Origin of the sequence: Rheinheimera sp. 4Y26 (assembly GCF_025245835.1) — a bacterium.
In the GTDB taxonomy this organism is placed as follows: Bacteria; Pseudomonadota; Gammaproteobacteria; order Enterobacterales; family Alteromonadaceae; genus Pararheinheimera.
Genome location: NZ_JAOBWS010000019.1, coordinates 31,107 through 46,555 on the forward strand (window position 1 = coordinate 31,107; position 15,449 = coordinate 46,555).

A 15,449-nucleotide genomic window follows, 5' to 3' on the forward strand; every position below is an offset into this window, starting at 1 on the left:
ACCACCCAACTCGGGAGGTAGCTGGCTGCGCGCGTGTGAAACAGTCAAAAACCTCCCAAACGGGAGGTTTTTTTTTAGAGAAAGGAAAGCCCAAATGCCCACTGCTATGCCGATAGAACTTGACCAAATCCGGACTGAGATCAGCGATACTGATCAGCAGTTACTAAAGCTGCTGGCCAAACGCCGTACTCTGGCGCTTTGTGTCGCCGATGCCAAACTGGCACAAAACAAACCTATCCGTGACCAAAAACGTGAGCAGGAATTGCTACTGAGCCTGATTGAAAAAGGCAAAAGCCTGGGGCTGGACGCTGGTTATGTCACCAAGCTGTACCATGTGATTATTGAAGACTCGGTATTACAGCAGCAGGCCAAGGTGCAGGGTCAACTGAACGGCGACAATGGCGCTGTATGCCGGGTGGCTTTCCTTGGTCGTCAGGGTTCATATAGCTATTGGGCCACGCAAAAATACTTCACCCGCCGCGCCGAAAAGCTGATTGAAATTGGTTGTGACAGTTTTAACGAAATAGTGCAGGCGGTGGAAACCGGCCACGCCGATTACGCTGTATTGCCCATTGAAAATACCTCCAGCGGCAGTATTAACGAGGTCTTTGATTTATTGCAGCATACCCGCCTGTCGATAGTGGGCGAGCTGACCCACCCGATTAAACATTGCTTACTTGGTTTGCCGGGGACAGATCTGAGCCAAATCAAACAAATCTGTGCCCATCCGCAGGTGATAGCCCAGTGCAGCAACTATCTGCAAAAGCTGCAGAATGTAAAAATTGACTATTGTGAAGCCTCCAGCGACGCCTTTAACAAAGTGCGCGAAGCCAACGATTTGTCTGTGGTGGCTATTGGCGGTGAAGAAGGTGGTCAGCTTTATGGTTTAGAGGTGCTGGCGCGTGATTTGGCCAACCAGAAAGACAATGTCAGCCGTTTTATTGTGGTAGCACGCAAAGCCATTGCGGTGGCTAAAGCCATTCCGGCCAAAACCACTTTTATTATGTACACAGGCCAGCAGCCCGGTGCTTTGGTGGATGCGCTGATGGTGTTAAAAACCCATGGCATCAGCATGGGTAAACTGGAATCGCGGCCTATTCCGGGTAACCCATGGGAAGAAATGTTTTATGTGGATGTGCTGGCCAATCTGGAAGATTACGCGATGAAAAGAGCGCTGGATGAACTGAACCGCATCACGCGTTTTGTCAAAGTGCTGGGTTGTTATCCAAGCGAAGATGTCAGCCCGACTCAGGTGCAGGCGTCCTGATAAACGCCGGGCCTGTGACAAAAAAAGGGGCAGCTATTGTCTGCCCCTTCAGTTCAATTCTTCACTGCTGTCTGTCTTTTCACAGCTGAATTTTTTGCCCCATCTCAGCAATATCTACCTGTAAACCCCGTTGTTGCAGTTTTTCCTGTAATACCAGCTGCGCCTGGGGTTCGCCGTGCACCAGATAAAACTGTGGCTGTCCACCAATTGCTGTAGCCCAGTTGATCAGCTGCGACTGACCGGCATGCGCGGAAAAACCACCAATGGTATGAATAAAGGCCTTTACTACCAAAGGCTGCCCCATCACTTTCACCCTGGTTTCACCATCCACCAGCTTGCGGCCCAAAGTACCTTTGGCCTGAAAACCAACAAAAATAATGTGGTTGGCGTTTTTCCACAGATTATGTTTGAGGTGATGCGCAATACGACCGCCATTACACATGCCGGAGCCAGCAATAATAATGGCGCCCTGACTCACCCTGTTCAGCGCCATCGACTGCTCGACTTTTTCCGTTAAATGCAAAATGGGTAAAAAACTCTGCAAGTCATGGGCACCGTATTTTTTAAAGACCTGAGTGTCTTTTTTATCAAACTCGTCAATCATCTCATTGTAAATACGGGTAATTTCAATCGCCATCGGGCTATCGAGCACCACCATTTTTTGTCTGAGCCTGCCCTGATGGTATAAAACCCCCAGGTAATACAAAATTTCCTGTGAGCGGCCCAGCGCAAAAGCCGGAATAAATACATTACCACCGGCTTTATCAGCTTCGGCCAGGGCATTGGCAAACTCTTCCAGTGTGTTACTGAGCGGCTGATGGTCGCGGTCACCATAGGTACTTTCCATCAGCACTACATCGGCTTGTTTCACAATGGAAGGGTCGTGCATCAACACTGTGGCGGGGTTGCCCAAATCACCGGAAAACACCAACTTACGCATGGCCTGACCATGTTTGAGCCAAAGTTGCACTATGGCCGAGCCCAGAATATGGCCGGCGTCGAGAAACTCCAGCGCCAGCCCGGGCAGTACATCTTTTTGCTGTTGATAGCTGATAGGTTTTAAGCAGCGGATCACGCCGACCACATCTTTGAGTGTCATCCGCGGTTCTTGCTCGGGTTTGCCAAGGCGGGCGCGCTGCCGGTTTTGCCACTCCAAATCTTTTAAATACAGATGCACAGCATCTTTAAGCAACACCGACAATAAATTAGCCGTGCCTTCTGTGCAATAAATCTGGCCGTGAAAGCCATGCGCTACCAGCAGTGTTAATAGACCACTGTGGTCGATATGGGCGTGGGACAAAATCACCGCATCAATATCTTTGGGCCTGAACTGAAAACGGAACCGATGTAAATCTGTGATCTGATCGCCGCCCTGCACCATGCCGCAGTCCAGCAGCACTTTTTGTTCGTTCCATTCCAGCAGATAACAAGAGCCAGTCACCTGACCGGCAGCACCTAAAAAAGTTAAACTGGCATCTAAAGGCATCAACATACTCCCTTTGAAAACCGTAGCTTAGCAAGCCTGGTTGCTGCTACATTTAAGCTAAATCAAACAATAGCTTAGTTTAATTCAGCGTGACTGACCCTGATGGTGATCACGACAGTACGCCAACAGCAACCGGAGGGCAACCCATTGAGCGACCAGAATTTATTGTATGAACGTCATCTAAGTTCAGCCCGTGAAGCCAAACTGCAGGCTGCAAAACTGCAGGAACATCCATCGTACCGGCTGGCATTTAGTGACGAAGACTTTTTAATGCAGGACGACCTGCGCCATGTGCGTCTGCAGCTGGAATACCTCAAAGCCCAGACAGTGCTGGAGCAACACAAAATTAAAGCCACAGTGGTGGTGTTTGGCAGTGCCCGTTTTTTATCCCCAGAATATGCGGCTGTCCTGCTCAGTCAGGCGCAACAACAACTGGCACAAACGCCGGATGATAAAGCCGCTTTGCATGCGTTAACCATCGCCAAACGTCAGGTGAAAAACAGCAGGTATTACCAGGAAGCACAAAGATTTGCCCATCTGGTCACCAGTCACAGCCAGCAACATCCGGATGCTGCCCTGACAATTATCAGCGGCGGTGGACCAGGGGTGATGGAAGCTGCTAACCGCGGAGCCTTTGATGCCGGTGGTAAAAGTATTGGCCTGAATATAGTGCTGCCACACGAACAACAACCCAACCCTTTTATCACGCCGGAGTTTTGTTTCCAGTTTCACTATTTTGCCATCCGTAAAATGCATTTTTTACAACGCGCCCGGGCTCTGGTGGCCTTTCCCGGCGGTTTTGGCACCCTGGATGAATTGTTTGAAACCCTGACCCTGCTGCAAACCGGCAAAGCCAGCAAAGTTCCGGTGATTTTGTTTGATGAAAACTTCTGGCGCAGTCTGATCAATTTTGACCTGATGGTAGAAGAAGGTCTGATTAGCCCCGAAGATATGAAATTAATTCAGTTTGTCGACAGTGCGGAAAGTGCCTGGCAGGCGATTTGTCATTGTTATCAGCTGGAAAACGTACAACCCTGACAAAACACGCTGTGCGGCTGAGATAGCATAACGCTAAAACTTCAAATAACTGCCACCTTGTTGTCACTTAACGCCAGCAGAATGCGCCTGCATTTGGTGGCTTAAGGTAACAATATGGACAAACAGGCAGTAAAAACCATTTTATGTGAGAGGCTTCAGCTGGAAAAAATCCCATTTTCGCGTCAGGGCAATCAAATTCAGACGGCAAACGCCAGTATTTTATTTCAGCAAGGCTTACTGGTGTTAAAAAAACCGGGCAAAGCGGAGCGGCAACTGCCTTACCATAAAGTGCGCATCAGCCAGTTGTTATGGCAGCTGAGTGCAGAGCCGCCAGCGACACAGGAACAAACAACCGAAGGTTCAGCCACAACCTATCTGCGGGCCTGAGCGGGCAGCAGGCATAAAAAAGGCAGCCTTGCGGCTGCCAAAGTCGTGAAGACCCTCAAGTCCCAATCCCGACCACGTAAAACTCTTTTTCAGCAATTATCGGCGCTGCTATTTTCACAGCGCCGGTTGGCCATGAATCAGCTTCCCTCAAAACTGATTCATGGTGTTGTCTTTACCGGCAGCTTTTAATGCAGCTTCACCGGCAAAATACTCTTTGTGATCATCACCAATGTCAGAACCTGACATATTCTGGTGTTTGACACAGGCGATACCCTGACGGATTTCCTGACGTTGTACACCCTTCACATAACCCAGCATACCGGCTTCGCCAAAATACTCTTTGGCCAGATTGTCAGTCGACAGGGCCGCAGTATGGTAAGTAGGCAGCGTAATTAAATGGTGGAAAATGCCAGCACGTTTGGCCGCATCAGCCTGGAAGGTACGAATGCGTTCATCGGCTTCTGCACCCAGTGCTGTGTTGTCGTAATCCACGCTCATCAGTTTGGCTCTGTCATAAGATGACAGGTCTTTGCCTTCTTTTTGCCAGGCATCAAATACCTGCTGACGGAAGTTCAGCGTCCAGTTAAAGGACGGGCTGTTGTTGTAGACCAGCTTGGCGTTAGGCACCACTTCGCGGATGCGGTCTACCATCTCGGCAATCTGGCCAACATGAGGTTTTTCCGTTTCAATCCACAATAAATCGGCGCCGTGCTGCAAGGAGGTAATACAATCGAGCACCACGCGGTCAACCCCTGAACCCGGTTTAAACTGGAACAAACCACTTTGCAGACGTTTTGGTTTTAACAGCTTGCCGTTGGCTTTCACCACCACATCGCCGTTTTGAATATCATCGGCGCTCTGAATGTAATCACCATCCAGGAAACTGTTGTATAAATCACCTAAATCGCCTGGTTCGTTGGTGACCGCAATTTGTTTGGTGAGACCAGCACCTAAAGAGTCGGTACGGGCAACAATAATGCCGTTTTCGATACCAAGCTCTAAGAAGGCGTAACGCACCGCATTAATTTTGGCCAGGAAATCTGCGTGTGGCACTGTGACTTTGCCGTCCTGGTGACCACATTGTTTTTCGTCCGACACCTGGTTTTCAATCTGAATGGCACAGGCACCGGCTTCAATCATTTTTTTCGCCAGCAGATAAGTGGCTTCAGCGTTACCAAAACCTGCGTCGATATCGGCAATAATAGGCACCACATGGGTTTCAAAATTGTCGATTTTGCTTTGTACCGCAGCAACTTTGGTCTGATCGTCAGCGGCGCGGGCTGCGTCTAACTCGCGGAATAAACCACCCAGCTCACGGGCATCGGCCTGACGTAAAAAGGTGTACAGCTCTTCAATCAGCGCTGGCACTGCAGTTTTTTCATGCATGGACTGATCAGGCTGCGGGCCAAACTCAGAGCGCAGCGCGGCAATCATCCAGCCGGATAAGTACAGGTAACGGCGTTTAGTCGAACCAAAATGTTTTTTAATGGCAATCAGCTTTTGCTGACCGATAAAACCGTGCCAGCAGCCCAAAGACTGGGTGTATTGGCTGCTGTCAGCATCATAAGCGGCCATATCGGCACGCATAATGTCAGCAGTGTACTGGGCAATGTCTAAACCAGTTTTAAATCTGTTTTGTAATTGCATCCGCGCGGCGTATTCTGCGCTGATGGCATTCCAGGCTGTGCCCTGTGCTTTGACGGTTTGTTCAAGCGTTTTAATGGTCTGTTGATAAGCTGACATGGCGGCATCCTCTGATTTGGCCTTCGTTCATCCGACTAGCGGCTTCACATTTATGGTAGCAGCGGCACTTTGTTGCACTTGCTGTTGCCATTCACTATAGGAGTCAAAAAAGCAATTCATGAAGCTGATTTTTTTGATTCTCACCATTCATTGTGTGAATATAGCCAACCGACCCTGCTGCTGAAAAAAGAGCCTGCTTATGAATATCAGCAAAATTGATTTAAACCTGTTGGTGTATCTGGATGTGTTGTTGCGGGAAAAGAACGTGACCCGTGCCGCAAACCAGCTCAGTATCACCCAACCCGCTATGAGCAACGGCCTGAAACGACTCAGGGATTTATTAAACGACCCTATTCTGGTGCGCACCAGCGACGGTATGGTGCCGACAGAACGCGCCAAAGAACTGGCGCCCGTGGTTCGGGGCATTTTGCTGACGCTGGAAGAAACCTTACAGCCCAACAAAGATTTTGAGCCTGAGCACAGCCATAGGGTGTTTCGCATCATGGCCAGTGATTATGCAGCTTCCACCTTGATCCCAACCTTATTAAAACGACTGCGCGCACAGGCCCCTGCCACGTCACTCGACATTATGACGCCTTCCGATGTGACTTTTCACGACGTTGAAAACGGCAAAGTGGATATGGCCATTAACAGGTTTGACGATTTACCCCAGTCTTTTCATCAGAAAACTATCTGGCGCGACAGTTTTGCCTGCCTGGTGCATAAACAAAACCCGATACTCAGCAATTTTAATCTCGACTCTTATTTAAAAGGTCAGCATATCTGGGTCAGTAAAACCGGTTTTGGCGTTGGTGTGGGCATGGATCCAGCCGATGTGCAGAAACTCGGCTGGGTGGACGAAGCGCTTGCCAAGTTTGGCAAACAACGCAATATCAGTGTGTTCACCCGTAACTATCATGTGGCGATGCACTTAGCGGTAGAAACGGATCTGATAGCGACTTTGCCTCTTAGAGCTGCGCAGCTTTATAAAAACGACAATACCATGCAGGTGCTGGACCCGCCTTTTCCTATTCCGTCTATTGAACTGAAAATGATCTGGAGCCCGCTGCTGCACCAGGACGCCAGCCATATCTGGCTGCGTCGTTTAATTGTCGAAATTGCCGAAGAACTTAGCCATTAAGCACAACATGGCGCAGTGCATGACACTGGGCTTTGCCGGTGTCAGTTTGATGGCTTCAGGGAGCAAAAACGGGGCTTAAGCCCCGTTTTTATATTCAATGCGTCAGTGAGACTTTTAGCCGCTGTTTACTCCAGCAGCTCATAAGCCGGCAAAGTTAAAAAGTCGACCAGCTCATCAGCTGTGGTAATGCTCAGCAACAAAGCCGCAGCTTTGGCAAAATTTTGTGAAGCCCAGGCTTCATCGCCAACTTCTGCTTTCACCACCAGCGCTTCTTCATCCAGCATCTGGCTAAATAACGACTTATCAATCAGCTTGCCGTTCGACAAGGTTTTGCCATGTTTGATCCATTGCCAGATAGAGGTGCGGGAAATTTCGGCAGTAGCCGCATCTTCCATCAAACCATAAATAGGCACACAACCCTTACCGCTGATCCAGGCGGCAATATACTGCAGCGCCACGCGGATATTGGTACGCATACCGGCTTCAGTGCGCTCGCCTTCAGAAGGTTGTAATAAATCCGCCTGAGTGACAGGGGCATCTTGCTCCCGCAGTACATGCAACTGATTGGGTTTACTGCCTAATTTGGCGTTAAACACCGCATTTGCCGTGGCGGCAAGGCCAGGGTGCGCCACCCAGGTACCGTCGTGGCCGTTATTGGCTTCCAGCGTTTTATCCGCCGTGACTTTGGCCAGAATGGCTTCATTTTGCGCTGCGTCTTTGGCCGGAATAAAAGCCGCCATGCCGCCCATAGCTAAAGCACCACGGCGGTGACAGGTTTTAATCAGCAACCTTGAATACGCACTTAAAAACGGCTGGTTCATAGTCACCACCTGACGGTCTGGCAACACTCTGTCAGCATGATTCTTTAACGTTTTGATATAACTGAAAATATAGTCCCAACGGCCACAGTTCAGCGCCACAATGTGATCTTTGAGGCTAAACAGAATTTCGTCCATTTCAAACACAGCAGGTAAAGTTTCAATCAGCACTGTGGCGCGGATGGTGCCAATCGGCTGGTTAAAACGCTGCTCGGTAAAACGAAACACATCATCCCACCATTTGGCTTCCTGATGACTCTGCAGTTTTGGCAGGTAATAATACACACCTGAACCTTTGGCCAGACGCTGCTGATAATTATGGAAAAAATACAACGCGAAGTCGGTCAACGAGCCTGGAATTTGTTCACCATCTACCCACAAATGGCGCTCCCACAGATGCAAACCACGCACCCGCGCTATTAATAACGCCGGGTTATCTCTGAGCGCATATTGTTTGCCGGATGCCGGATCTTCGTAGCTGATGGTGCCAAGGTTGGCATCTTTAAGGTTAATTTGCCCTTCAATTACTCCGCTCCAGCTTGGGGCTTGTGAGTCTTCAAAGTCCGCCATAAAGACTTTTACGTCGGCATTTAATGCGTTGATAATCATTTTACGATCAACAGGGCCGGTAATTTCTACTCTGCGGTCCTGTAAATCGGCCGGAATAGCCGCCACTTTCCAGTCGCCGGCACGAATGTGGGCGGTCTCGCTGAGAAAATCCGGTAAAGCGCCGTTGTCGTAACGCGCCTGTACCTGCTGCCGTGTCGCCAGCAAGTTTTTCAGTTCTGGCCTGAAAGCGCGTACTAAATCCACCAGAAAAGCGCAGGCTTGTTCCGTCAGGATAGCGTCATAAGCAGGCTGCATAGCCCCGCGGATCGATAAATTAGCGCGTTCAATAGTCATGCTGTTGGTCCTTATACTGGTGCTGCTTTGTGCCTGCTGGCAGTCAAAGCATAAAACGATAGCTTACTGAGTGTCAGGTACTATAGGCCGAATATAAGTCAAAAGGGTTTATCACCGCCATTAATGATAGCAATGCCTGGTATCATTTTAAAAAATGACAATTAGAGCAAAAACACTAATACTGTGGCACAACTTCTGCAGAGTCAGGACGGAGAAACACGGAGATCGGCTGATCCCTGTGCTGAGAGTCAAAATTTTGTCAGAGGTCATTATGGAATTTATTATCCTGTTACTGGTGCTGTTAGCTGTGATTGCCGCATTAGTCGTTAATCGTCTGATCCATCATGGCAACCCCTTCCCTTTTACCAAAAAATCGCAGTTATTTACCCCGGTAGAACGCTCTTTTCTCACCTTGCTGGAAAAAGCGGTAGGCGATAAATACAAAATTATTAACAGGGTGAAACTGGCCGACATTCTGGAATTAAAAAGTAATGCCGACAGCAAAACCCGGCGCGCCGCGCTGTTAAAGCTCAATGCCAAATATCTGGATTATGTGCTCTGTGACAGCACAGATATGAGCATTGTTGCCGTGGTTGATCTGGTCAATAACAGTAGTAAAGAAGGTCATAAAGCCATACCGGACTGGTTTGTCAGCGGCGCTTTAGAAGCTTCAGGCATTCCTTATGTCCGGATGAAAATTAAAGCCGGTTACACAGTGGCAGACATTCAGCAGGGGCTGGCAGCTAAACTTGGCAAATTACCAGCGGCGCCTGAGCCCTTAATTAAAGGCACTGTGAAAAAAGGCCCAACCCGCCCGGTGCGGCCGTTAACACCAGTGTTGTCTCCTTCTCAATTAAAAAGCAGTGGCACTGCGCTGGTGCAATTGTCCTGAGCTTCGACTTGTGCTTTTAAAAACCCTGCAAGCGCAGGTTTTTTTTATTGCCTGCCAGAAAGCTCCCGCCTGATTACAACTAAATACAGAAGAAAAACAGTAACTTCTGCCATACTGACAAAATAATAGTTCAGCTTTTGGCACAAATGGCCGATAACAATATGATGTATTGGCATGGGAGGTTCTATGACTGAAGGCATCGGTGGCGCGGCATTAAGCCAAAGCTACGAGTTACTGGGCGTCGCTCTGGCGAAATCCCAGCAAGAACAGGAAGGGAAGATGACCTTGCAATTACTGCAAAGTGCCATCAGTTCTGCACCGACAGCACCTGCACCTTCTGCAGTTGGTAATCTGGGGCAGAATATTAACCTTCATGTCTGACGGCAAAAGCTCAGATCAGCTGGTCTGAGCTTTTTTATTACAGTTCATCTGTAATTCACCTATTCAGCCCAGAATAAGCCAACTTTTGACCCCGCATGGAGCTTCTGATGAATACAAACTCACGTCACGCCTGGATTTTAGGTGTATTTTTTACCCTTGGTACTATCGCCGGCGCTTATACTCTTGGCCAGCAACTGATGTCCATCAAAGCACTGGAACGGACAGTACAGGTCAAAGGCTTGTCTGAGCGCGACATTGCCGCCGACACTGTGATCTGGCCCATTAAATTTAATGATGTGGGCAATGAACTGACCGCTCTGGTGGCCAGTGTCGAAAAGAAAAATGAGCAGGTGATCGCCTTTTTAAAGCTGCATGGTTTTACCGATGACGAAATTTCCGTGTCAGTGCCGGCTTTTGTTGACCGCCAGGCCGGCTATAACGATGGTAACCCTAATCAGCCACGCTTTACCGGCACTTCTATAGTCACTGTGTACAGTACCAATGTGGATATGGCGCACGGTGCTATGCAAAAACTGTTGGATCTGAGCAAAAACGGCATTGCCATTGCCGGCCAGGACTACGACAGCAAAGCCGAATTTTTATTTACTGGTCTTAATAGTGTTAAACCGCAGATGATTGAAGAAGCTACCCGCAACGCCCGCGAAGTGGCAGAAAAGTTTGCTGCCGATTCCAATAGCAGAGTAGGCAAGATTAAGCAGGCTAATCAGGGCCAGTTTAGTATCAGCGACCGTGACAGCAGCACACCCCATATCAAAAAAGTGCGGGTGGTGGCCACTGTCGACTATTACCTGGCCGACTAATTCTCTCTTCCGCGTCTCACTGCTGCAACAACAGAATACTGCCAGCAACTCAGGCTGGCAGTCGATCTCCTAAAGTTTCTTGTTCCCGACTTTGAGTTTCCCCAATTTATACACTAGGGTTTAAGCCAGCACTGTTGTTAACGGGATGGAACCGGCGTGATCATGACAGAGAGGGAGCTGAGTGCACTCAAAGCACAGGCCTATGATTTACTGTTACCTCATATTCCAACTGGCGTTGCGCTCCTAGATTCCGACCTGCGGTATCTGTCAATCAACCAAACCTTGGCAGATTTTAACGGCCACAGCATTGAAGAGCATCTGGGACAAACTGTGTGGCAAATGTTGCCCCAGCTTGCTCCTGATATAGCTCCTGTGATCCAGCAAGTGTTGCAAACAGGCGTCGCCAGGCTCGATTTTGCCGTATCCGCACCAACACCGGCCGTACCTGAACAAAACAGCGATTGGCTCTGCAGTTATTTCCCGGTGGCAGGGCCTGATGGCAGTATTAGCGCCGTAGCTGTGCTGGCACAAAATCAAACCTTAGTGCGCCAGCTTGAACTCAGTCAGCAGCAAAGCCAGCAGCGCCTGCGCAAGGTGCTGGACAGTCTGGTTGCTTTTGTTGGCATACTGACACCAGATGGCACTTTGATCGATGCCAACAGCCCACCATTACAAGCGGCCGGCATTCAACTCGAAGACGTGGTGCAGCAAAAAGTCTGGGATACCTTTTGGTTTGAACATTCCGAATCTGAACGGCAACGTCTTAAAGATGCCGTCAAAGCTGCCAATGAAGGAAAGACCAGCCGTTTTGACATTACCGCCAAAATGAAAGATCAAATCATGGTACTGGATTTTATGCTGGTACCCATGTACGACGACAACGGAAAATTAAGTTATCTGATCCCTTCTTCCATTGATATTTCGGCCCGCACCCAGAGTGAAGCAGAGCTGCGTGAGAGCGAGTTACGTTTTCGCCGGGTATTTGACAGTGCTGCTGATGGCCTGATTTGTGTTGACCAGCATGGCTGTATCACCATGTTAAACCCGCGTTCACTGGAAATGTTTGGTTATCAGGCCGAAGAGCTGATTGGACAGCCCATTGAAATCCTGGTGCCGGAAGAGCTGACGGAACGTCACCACCAGCATCGCCATCATTATCTGCAAAAGCCAAGTTCCAGACGCATGTCAGAACGCGCCGAACTTTATGCCAAACGCAAAGACAACTCTTTGTTTCCGGTGGAGATAGGTCTGACCCACCTGAATATGACCGGAGATGCCAGAGTGCTGGCGACTGTGACGGATATCACAGCACAAAAAGCCGCTCAGCAGAAACTGCAATTTATAGTTGATGAAAAAAGCCAATTACTGAATGAACGTACCACCCTGCTGAATGAAGTGCACCACAGAGTCAAAAATAATCTGCAGATCATCTCCAGCCTGCTTAATTTACAGGCCAGAGGCGCGATGCCTGAGTTAAAACAGGCATTAACCGAAAGCCAGCTCAGGGTGCGTACCATGGCTCTCACCCACCAACTGCTGTATGAAAAACGGGATTTTTCTTCGATTGCGCTCGGCTCTTATTTGCAGCAGCTCTGTCAGCTGGTACGACAAAGTCTTAGCCAGCATTGCCAAATCATGTTTGATTTTTCTGCGGTAGATCAACAACTGGTGCTGGAGCTGGAACAAGCCATCCCCTGTGGTTTATTCGTGAACGAAGTGCTGACCAATGCGATTAAACATGCGTTTCCGGGTCGTCAAACCGGTTTGATCCGGCTCGAGTTGTCACTGCTGGAAGACGGTCATATTCATCTGGCCATTATTGATGACGGGGTGGGTCTTAGCGACAAAGCCGAACTTGGCAAAGGCTCTTCACTGGGATTTCAGTTGATCCCGACTTTTATTGCGCAGCTGCGTGGCGAGCTGCAACTACAACGCTCACCAGGCACAGGGTTCAGAGTGCGCTTTTTACCAGTGACGGAGAAATTATCATGAACCGTAATATTCTGATTGTTGAGGACGAGCATATAGTTGCGCTCGATCTAAAAATGTCGCTGGAAGATTTAGGCCATACTGTGGTGGCTACACTGGCTTACGGTGAAGAAGTATTGGCCACTGCCAATAAGTTAAAGCCGGATCTGGTGCTGATGGATATTCAGCTGGCCGGTAATATGCGCGGTACAGAAGCCGCCAGATTACTGCACAATGAAATGCAGTTGCCGGTAATATTTTTGTCTGCTTTTTGCGATAACAACATTCTGGAACATGCTGAACAAAGTTTGCCTTATGGTTATTTAATTAAACCTTATGATCGCAAAGAGCTGGATGCGTCGATCCGGATGGCACTGTGCCGCCACCAGGCAGATCAACAAGTCAGACGCTCAGAACTGCGGTTACAAATGGCACTGCAAGCCGCCCAGCTTGGTCTATGGGAGCTGGACGAAACTGAAAACACCCTGCTCAGCTGTGGCATTGTTAACGACCTGCTATCCAATCCTCCTGAAGTAATTTGTGACGGTTTAGAGCACTTACTGCAGCTTTTTCACCCTTCCGAACATCAACGCCTGCAACAACTGTTTAACCGCGACCGCGATATCAACGTGGTAATGCGCTTAGCCGGTATACAACCACGCTGGATTGAACTGTTTGCCCGTCATTTTCAGCAGGGTACCCAGACCTTATTGGTTGGGGTGATGCGGGATGTGACTGAGCAGCAGCAGTCGGAACATCAGTTACGGCAAGCCCATGCGGTATTTCAAACCACAGCAGAAGGCATCCTCATCCTCGATCAGAATTTTAAAGTGTTATCAGTAAATCCAGCCTTCTCCACTATCACCGGTTATCGCAGTGCTGACGTATTAGGGCAACACCCCGAATCGTTTTTGTATCCGGAAAATAACCATTCGCCGGTGGCGGCAAAATTGTCCGAACTTAAATCCAGTCACTGGAGTGGCGAAGTCGTTTGCCTGCGTAAAGACCAAAGCTGTTTTCCGGCCTGGCAGCATATCTGCAAAGTGAAAAGTCCACAGCCAGGCAGTGCCACCAGCCATTATGTGCTGACCTTTTCAAATATTTCGGCATTACGCCGGGCTGAAGAAAATCTGGCAAAACTGGCATTTCACGATCATCTAACCGGCCTTGGCAACAGGGCTAAGCTGGAAAAAACCCTCAAAATTGAAGTCGAACGCGCTATCCGTAACAAAAGCATGTTGGGTGTCATGTATCTGGATCTGGACGGTTTTAAACTCGTTAACGATACACTTGGTCACAGCACCGGCGACCGGATGCTGCAGGTGATAGCGCAGCGCATCAGCGAGCTGACCAGAGCCGGCGACACCGCAATCCGTGTTGGCGGCGATGAATTTGTGATTATCACACCCGACGCCAGCAACCCGGCTTTTTACCACAAAGTTGCGGAAAAACTGCTGCGCAAAATTAGTGAAGAAATCGAACTTGATAACAGCCAGGTACAGGTTTCCTGCAGTATTGGTATTGCTTGTTTTCCTGAAGATGCCAGCAGTTATGACGAATTATTAAAATGTGCCGATTTGGCTATGTTTGCTGCAAAAGAAAGCGGCCGTAATCGTTATTCTTTTTTTAATGTGGCTATGGCAGATAAAACTCAGGAACGGGTTTTTATCGAAAAAGAGCTCAAAGCTGCTCTGCTGAAAAACAGCGGCCTGATGTTGTTTTACCAGCCAATTATCGACCTGCAACAACAAAAATTTTGTGGTGTTGAAGCGCTTATCCGCTGGTTTCACCCCGATTACGGCATGATATCTACCGAAAAGTTTATCGGTATTGCGGAGCACAGTACTTTAATTGTCGAAGTGGGTGCCTGGGTTATCGACCAGGTCTGTAAAGACATGACCGCATTACAACAGCTGACCCCTGATCTGAAGGTTTCGTTAAACTTATCAGTCCGGCAACTGGAAGACGAGCAATTGATAGAACGTGTAACCCAGGCAGTCAGGCACTATCAGGTGAATCCAGCCTTGCTGCAGTTTGAAATTACCGAAACCGCTTTGCAGGATCTGGAAGGTAAAGTAAGTGTATTACAGGCGCTCAGAGATCAGGGAGCAACTATTGCTATCGACGATTTTGGCACCGGTTTTTCATCGTTAAGCCGGTTAAAACACTTACCAATCAATTGCGTAAAAATAGACCGCTCTTTTGTAATGACCATTCCGCATCAAAGTAACGACATTGAAATAACCAGAGCCGTCTGCGCTTTATGTCAGGCACTGCAGTTAAAAGTTGTCGCTGAAGGCGTTGAAACCTGGGAGCAACAGCAGTTTTTACAGAGCCTAAATTGTGATTATGCTCAGGGTTATCTATTTGCTAAACCAATGCCTATCAGTGACTTAGAAAAATGGCTTAAGAACTTTCGCTTTGATTAACGGATATGCAAGCGGTAAGAGTCTGGCATTGTTATGGGAGCCTTGATGCCCTTCGGGTAGCTCGGGTTTTCAGCCGGATGAAGCCGAACTGCTGACTGTTGGGAGCCTTGATGCCCTTCGCAGAGCTCAGGGCGTTCAGCCGGCAGAACGCAACATTGGTTGCGTTCTTAATTCC

General features: G+C 48.7%; 12 protein-coding genes. 9 read left to right on the top strand and 3 right to left on the bottom strand.

Annotation, left to right across the window (positions count from 1 at the left end):
- Nucleotides 1-94: 94 nt before the first annotated feature.
- A complete protein-coding gene (locus N3Z11_RS17240; protein WP_260658443.1) occupies nucleotides 95-1,267 on the top strand; it encodes a chorismate mutase in 1,173 nt (390 codons plus the stop codon).
- A 79-nt stretch (nucleotides 1,268-1,346) separates the two neighbouring features.
- Here N3Z11_RS17240 and N3Z11_RS17245 read toward each other — a convergent pair whose 3' ends face one another.
- Complete coding sequence (locus N3Z11_RS17245) at nucleotides 1,347-2,753, bottom strand: MBL fold metallo-hydrolase RNA specificity domain-containing protein (protein ID WP_260658444.1); 1,407 nt, start codon at nucleotides 2,751-2,753, stop codon at nucleotides 1,347-1,349.
- Nucleotides 2,754-2,900: 147 nt separating this feature from the next.
- Between N3Z11_RS17245 and N3Z11_RS17250 the strand changes: the two genes are divergently transcribed.
- Both N3Z11_RS17250 and N3Z11_RS17255 read left to right on the top strand, forming a co-directional pair.
- Entirely contained in the window at nucleotides 2,901-3,791 is an 891-nt protein-coding gene (locus N3Z11_RS17250) for a TIGR00730 family Rossman fold protein (RefSeq protein WP_260658445.1), read from the top strand.
- A gap of 114 nt (nucleotides 3,792-3,905) precedes the next feature.
- The gene (locus N3Z11_RS17255; protein WP_260658446.1) at nucleotides 3,906-4,178 is read left to right on the top strand and encodes a hypothetical protein; all 273 of its coding nucleotides are present in this window, start codon (nucleotides 3,906-3,908) and stop codon (nucleotides 4,176-4,178) included.
- Between the two features lie 147 nt (nucleotides 4,179-4,325).
- On the opposite strand, the gene N3Z11_RS17260 is transcribed toward N3Z11_RS17255, so the two are convergent.
- Nucleotides 4,326-5,921: an isocitrate lyase gene (locus N3Z11_RS17260; RefSeq protein ID WP_260658447.1), complete on the bottom strand. Its 1,596-nt coding sequence runs from the start codon at nucleotides 5,919-5,921 to the stop codon at nucleotides 4,326-4,328.
- 199 nt (nucleotides 5,922-6,120) lie between these two features.
- Between N3Z11_RS17260 and N3Z11_RS17265 the strand changes: the two genes are divergently transcribed.
- Complete coding sequence (locus tag N3Z11_RS17265) at nucleotides 6,121-7,062, top strand: LysR family transcriptional regulator (protein ID WP_260658448.1); 942 nt, start codon at nucleotides 6,121-6,123, stop codon at nucleotides 7,060-7,062.
- Nucleotides 7,063-7,187: 125 nt separating this feature from the next.
- On the opposite strand, the gene aceB is transcribed toward N3Z11_RS17265, so the two are convergent.
- A complete protein-coding gene (aceB, locus tag N3Z11_RS17270) occupies nucleotides 7,188-8,783 on the bottom strand; it encodes a malate synthase A (RefSeq protein ID WP_260658449.1) in 1,596 nt (531 codons plus the stop codon).
- A 271-nt stretch (nucleotides 8,784-9,054) separates the two neighbouring features.
- Here aceB and N3Z11_RS17275 point away from each other — a divergent pair, with 271 nt between their 5' ends.
- From N3Z11_RS17275 to N3Z11_RS17295, 5 genes are all read left to right on the top strand, one after another.
- Nucleotides 9,055-9,675 carry a DUF2726 domain-containing protein gene (locus tag N3Z11_RS17275; RefSeq protein WP_260658450.1) on the top strand — a complete coding sequence of 207 codons (621 nt, stop codon included), beginning with the start codon at nucleotides 9,055-9,057 and terminating at the stop codon, nucleotides 9,673-9,675.
- A gap of 186 nt (nucleotides 9,676-9,861) precedes the next feature.
- On the top strand, nucleotides 9,862-10,056 hold the full coding sequence (locus N3Z11_RS17280) for a hypothetical protein (RefSeq protein WP_260658451.1): 195 nt from the start codon (nucleotides 9,862-9,864) through the stop codon (nucleotides 10,054-10,056).
- Nucleotides 10,057-10,163: 107 nt separating this feature from the next.
- Nucleotides 10,164-10,877 (top strand): SIMPL domain-containing protein, encoded by a 714-nt coding sequence (locus N3Z11_RS17285; RefSeq protein ID WP_260658452.1) that lies wholly within the window; start codon nucleotides 10,164-10,166, stop codon nucleotides 10,875-10,877.
- Nucleotides 10,878-11,039: 162 nt separating this feature from the next.
- Nucleotides 11,040-12,869: a PAS domain S-box protein gene (locus N3Z11_RS17290; protein WP_260658453.1), complete on the top strand. Its 1,830-nt coding sequence runs from the start codon at nucleotides 11,040-11,042 to the stop codon at nucleotides 12,867-12,869.
- Nucleotides 12,866-15,274, top strand: a complete 2,409-nt coding sequence (locus N3Z11_RS17295) for an EAL domain-containing protein (protein ID WP_260658454.1) — start codon at nucleotides 12,866-12,868, stop codon at nucleotides 15,272-15,274. The genes N3Z11_RS17290 and N3Z11_RS17295 overlap by 4 nt, the downstream gene beginning before the upstream one ends.
- Nucleotides 15,275-15,449 lie beyond the last annotated feature (175 nt).

Bases quoted from the DNA above. Each gene is read 5' to 3' on its own strand.
- N3Z11_RS17285 (WP_260658452.1), top strand. From the start codon at position 10,164: ATGAATACAAACTCACGTCACGCCTGGATTTTAGGTGTATTTTTTACC.
- aceB (WP_260658449.1), bottom strand. From the start codon at position 8,783: ATGACTATTGAACGCGCTAATTTATCGATCCGCGGGGCTATGCAGCCT.
- N3Z11_RS17245 (WP_260658444.1), bottom strand. From the start codon at position 2,753: ATGCCTTTAGATGCCAGTTTAACTTTTTTAGGTGCTGCCGGTCAGGTG.
- N3Z11_RS17240 (WP_260658443.1), top strand. From the start codon at position 95: ATGCCCACTGCTATGCCGATAGAACTTGACCAAATCCGGACTGAGATC.
- N3Z11_RS17255 (WP_260658446.1), top strand. From the start codon at position 3,906: ATGGACAAACAGGCAGTAAAAACCATTTTATGTGAGAGGCTTCAGCTG.
- N3Z11_RS17275 (WP_260658450.1), top strand. From the start codon at position 9,055: ATGGAATTTATTATCCTGTTACTGGTGCTGTTAGCTGTGATTGCCGCA.
- N3Z11_RS17295 (WP_260658454.1), top strand. From the start codon at position 12,866: ATGAACCGTAATATTCTGATTGTTGAGGACGAGCATATAGTTGCGCTC.
- N3Z11_RS17260 (WP_260658447.1), bottom strand. From the start codon at position 5,921: ATGTCAGCTTATCAACAGACCATTAAAACGCTTGAACAAACCGTCAAA.
- N3Z11_RS17290 (WP_260658453.1), top strand. From the start codon at position 11,040: ATGACAGAGAGGGAGCTGAGTGCACTCAAAGCACAGGCCTATGATTTA.
- N3Z11_RS17265 (WP_260658448.1), top strand. From the start codon at position 6,121: ATGAATATCAGCAAAATTGATTTAAACCTGTTGGTGTATCTGGATGTG.
- N3Z11_RS17280 (WP_260658451.1), top strand. From the start codon at position 9,862: ATGACTGAAGGCATCGGTGGCGCGGCATTAAGCCAAAGCTACGAGTTA.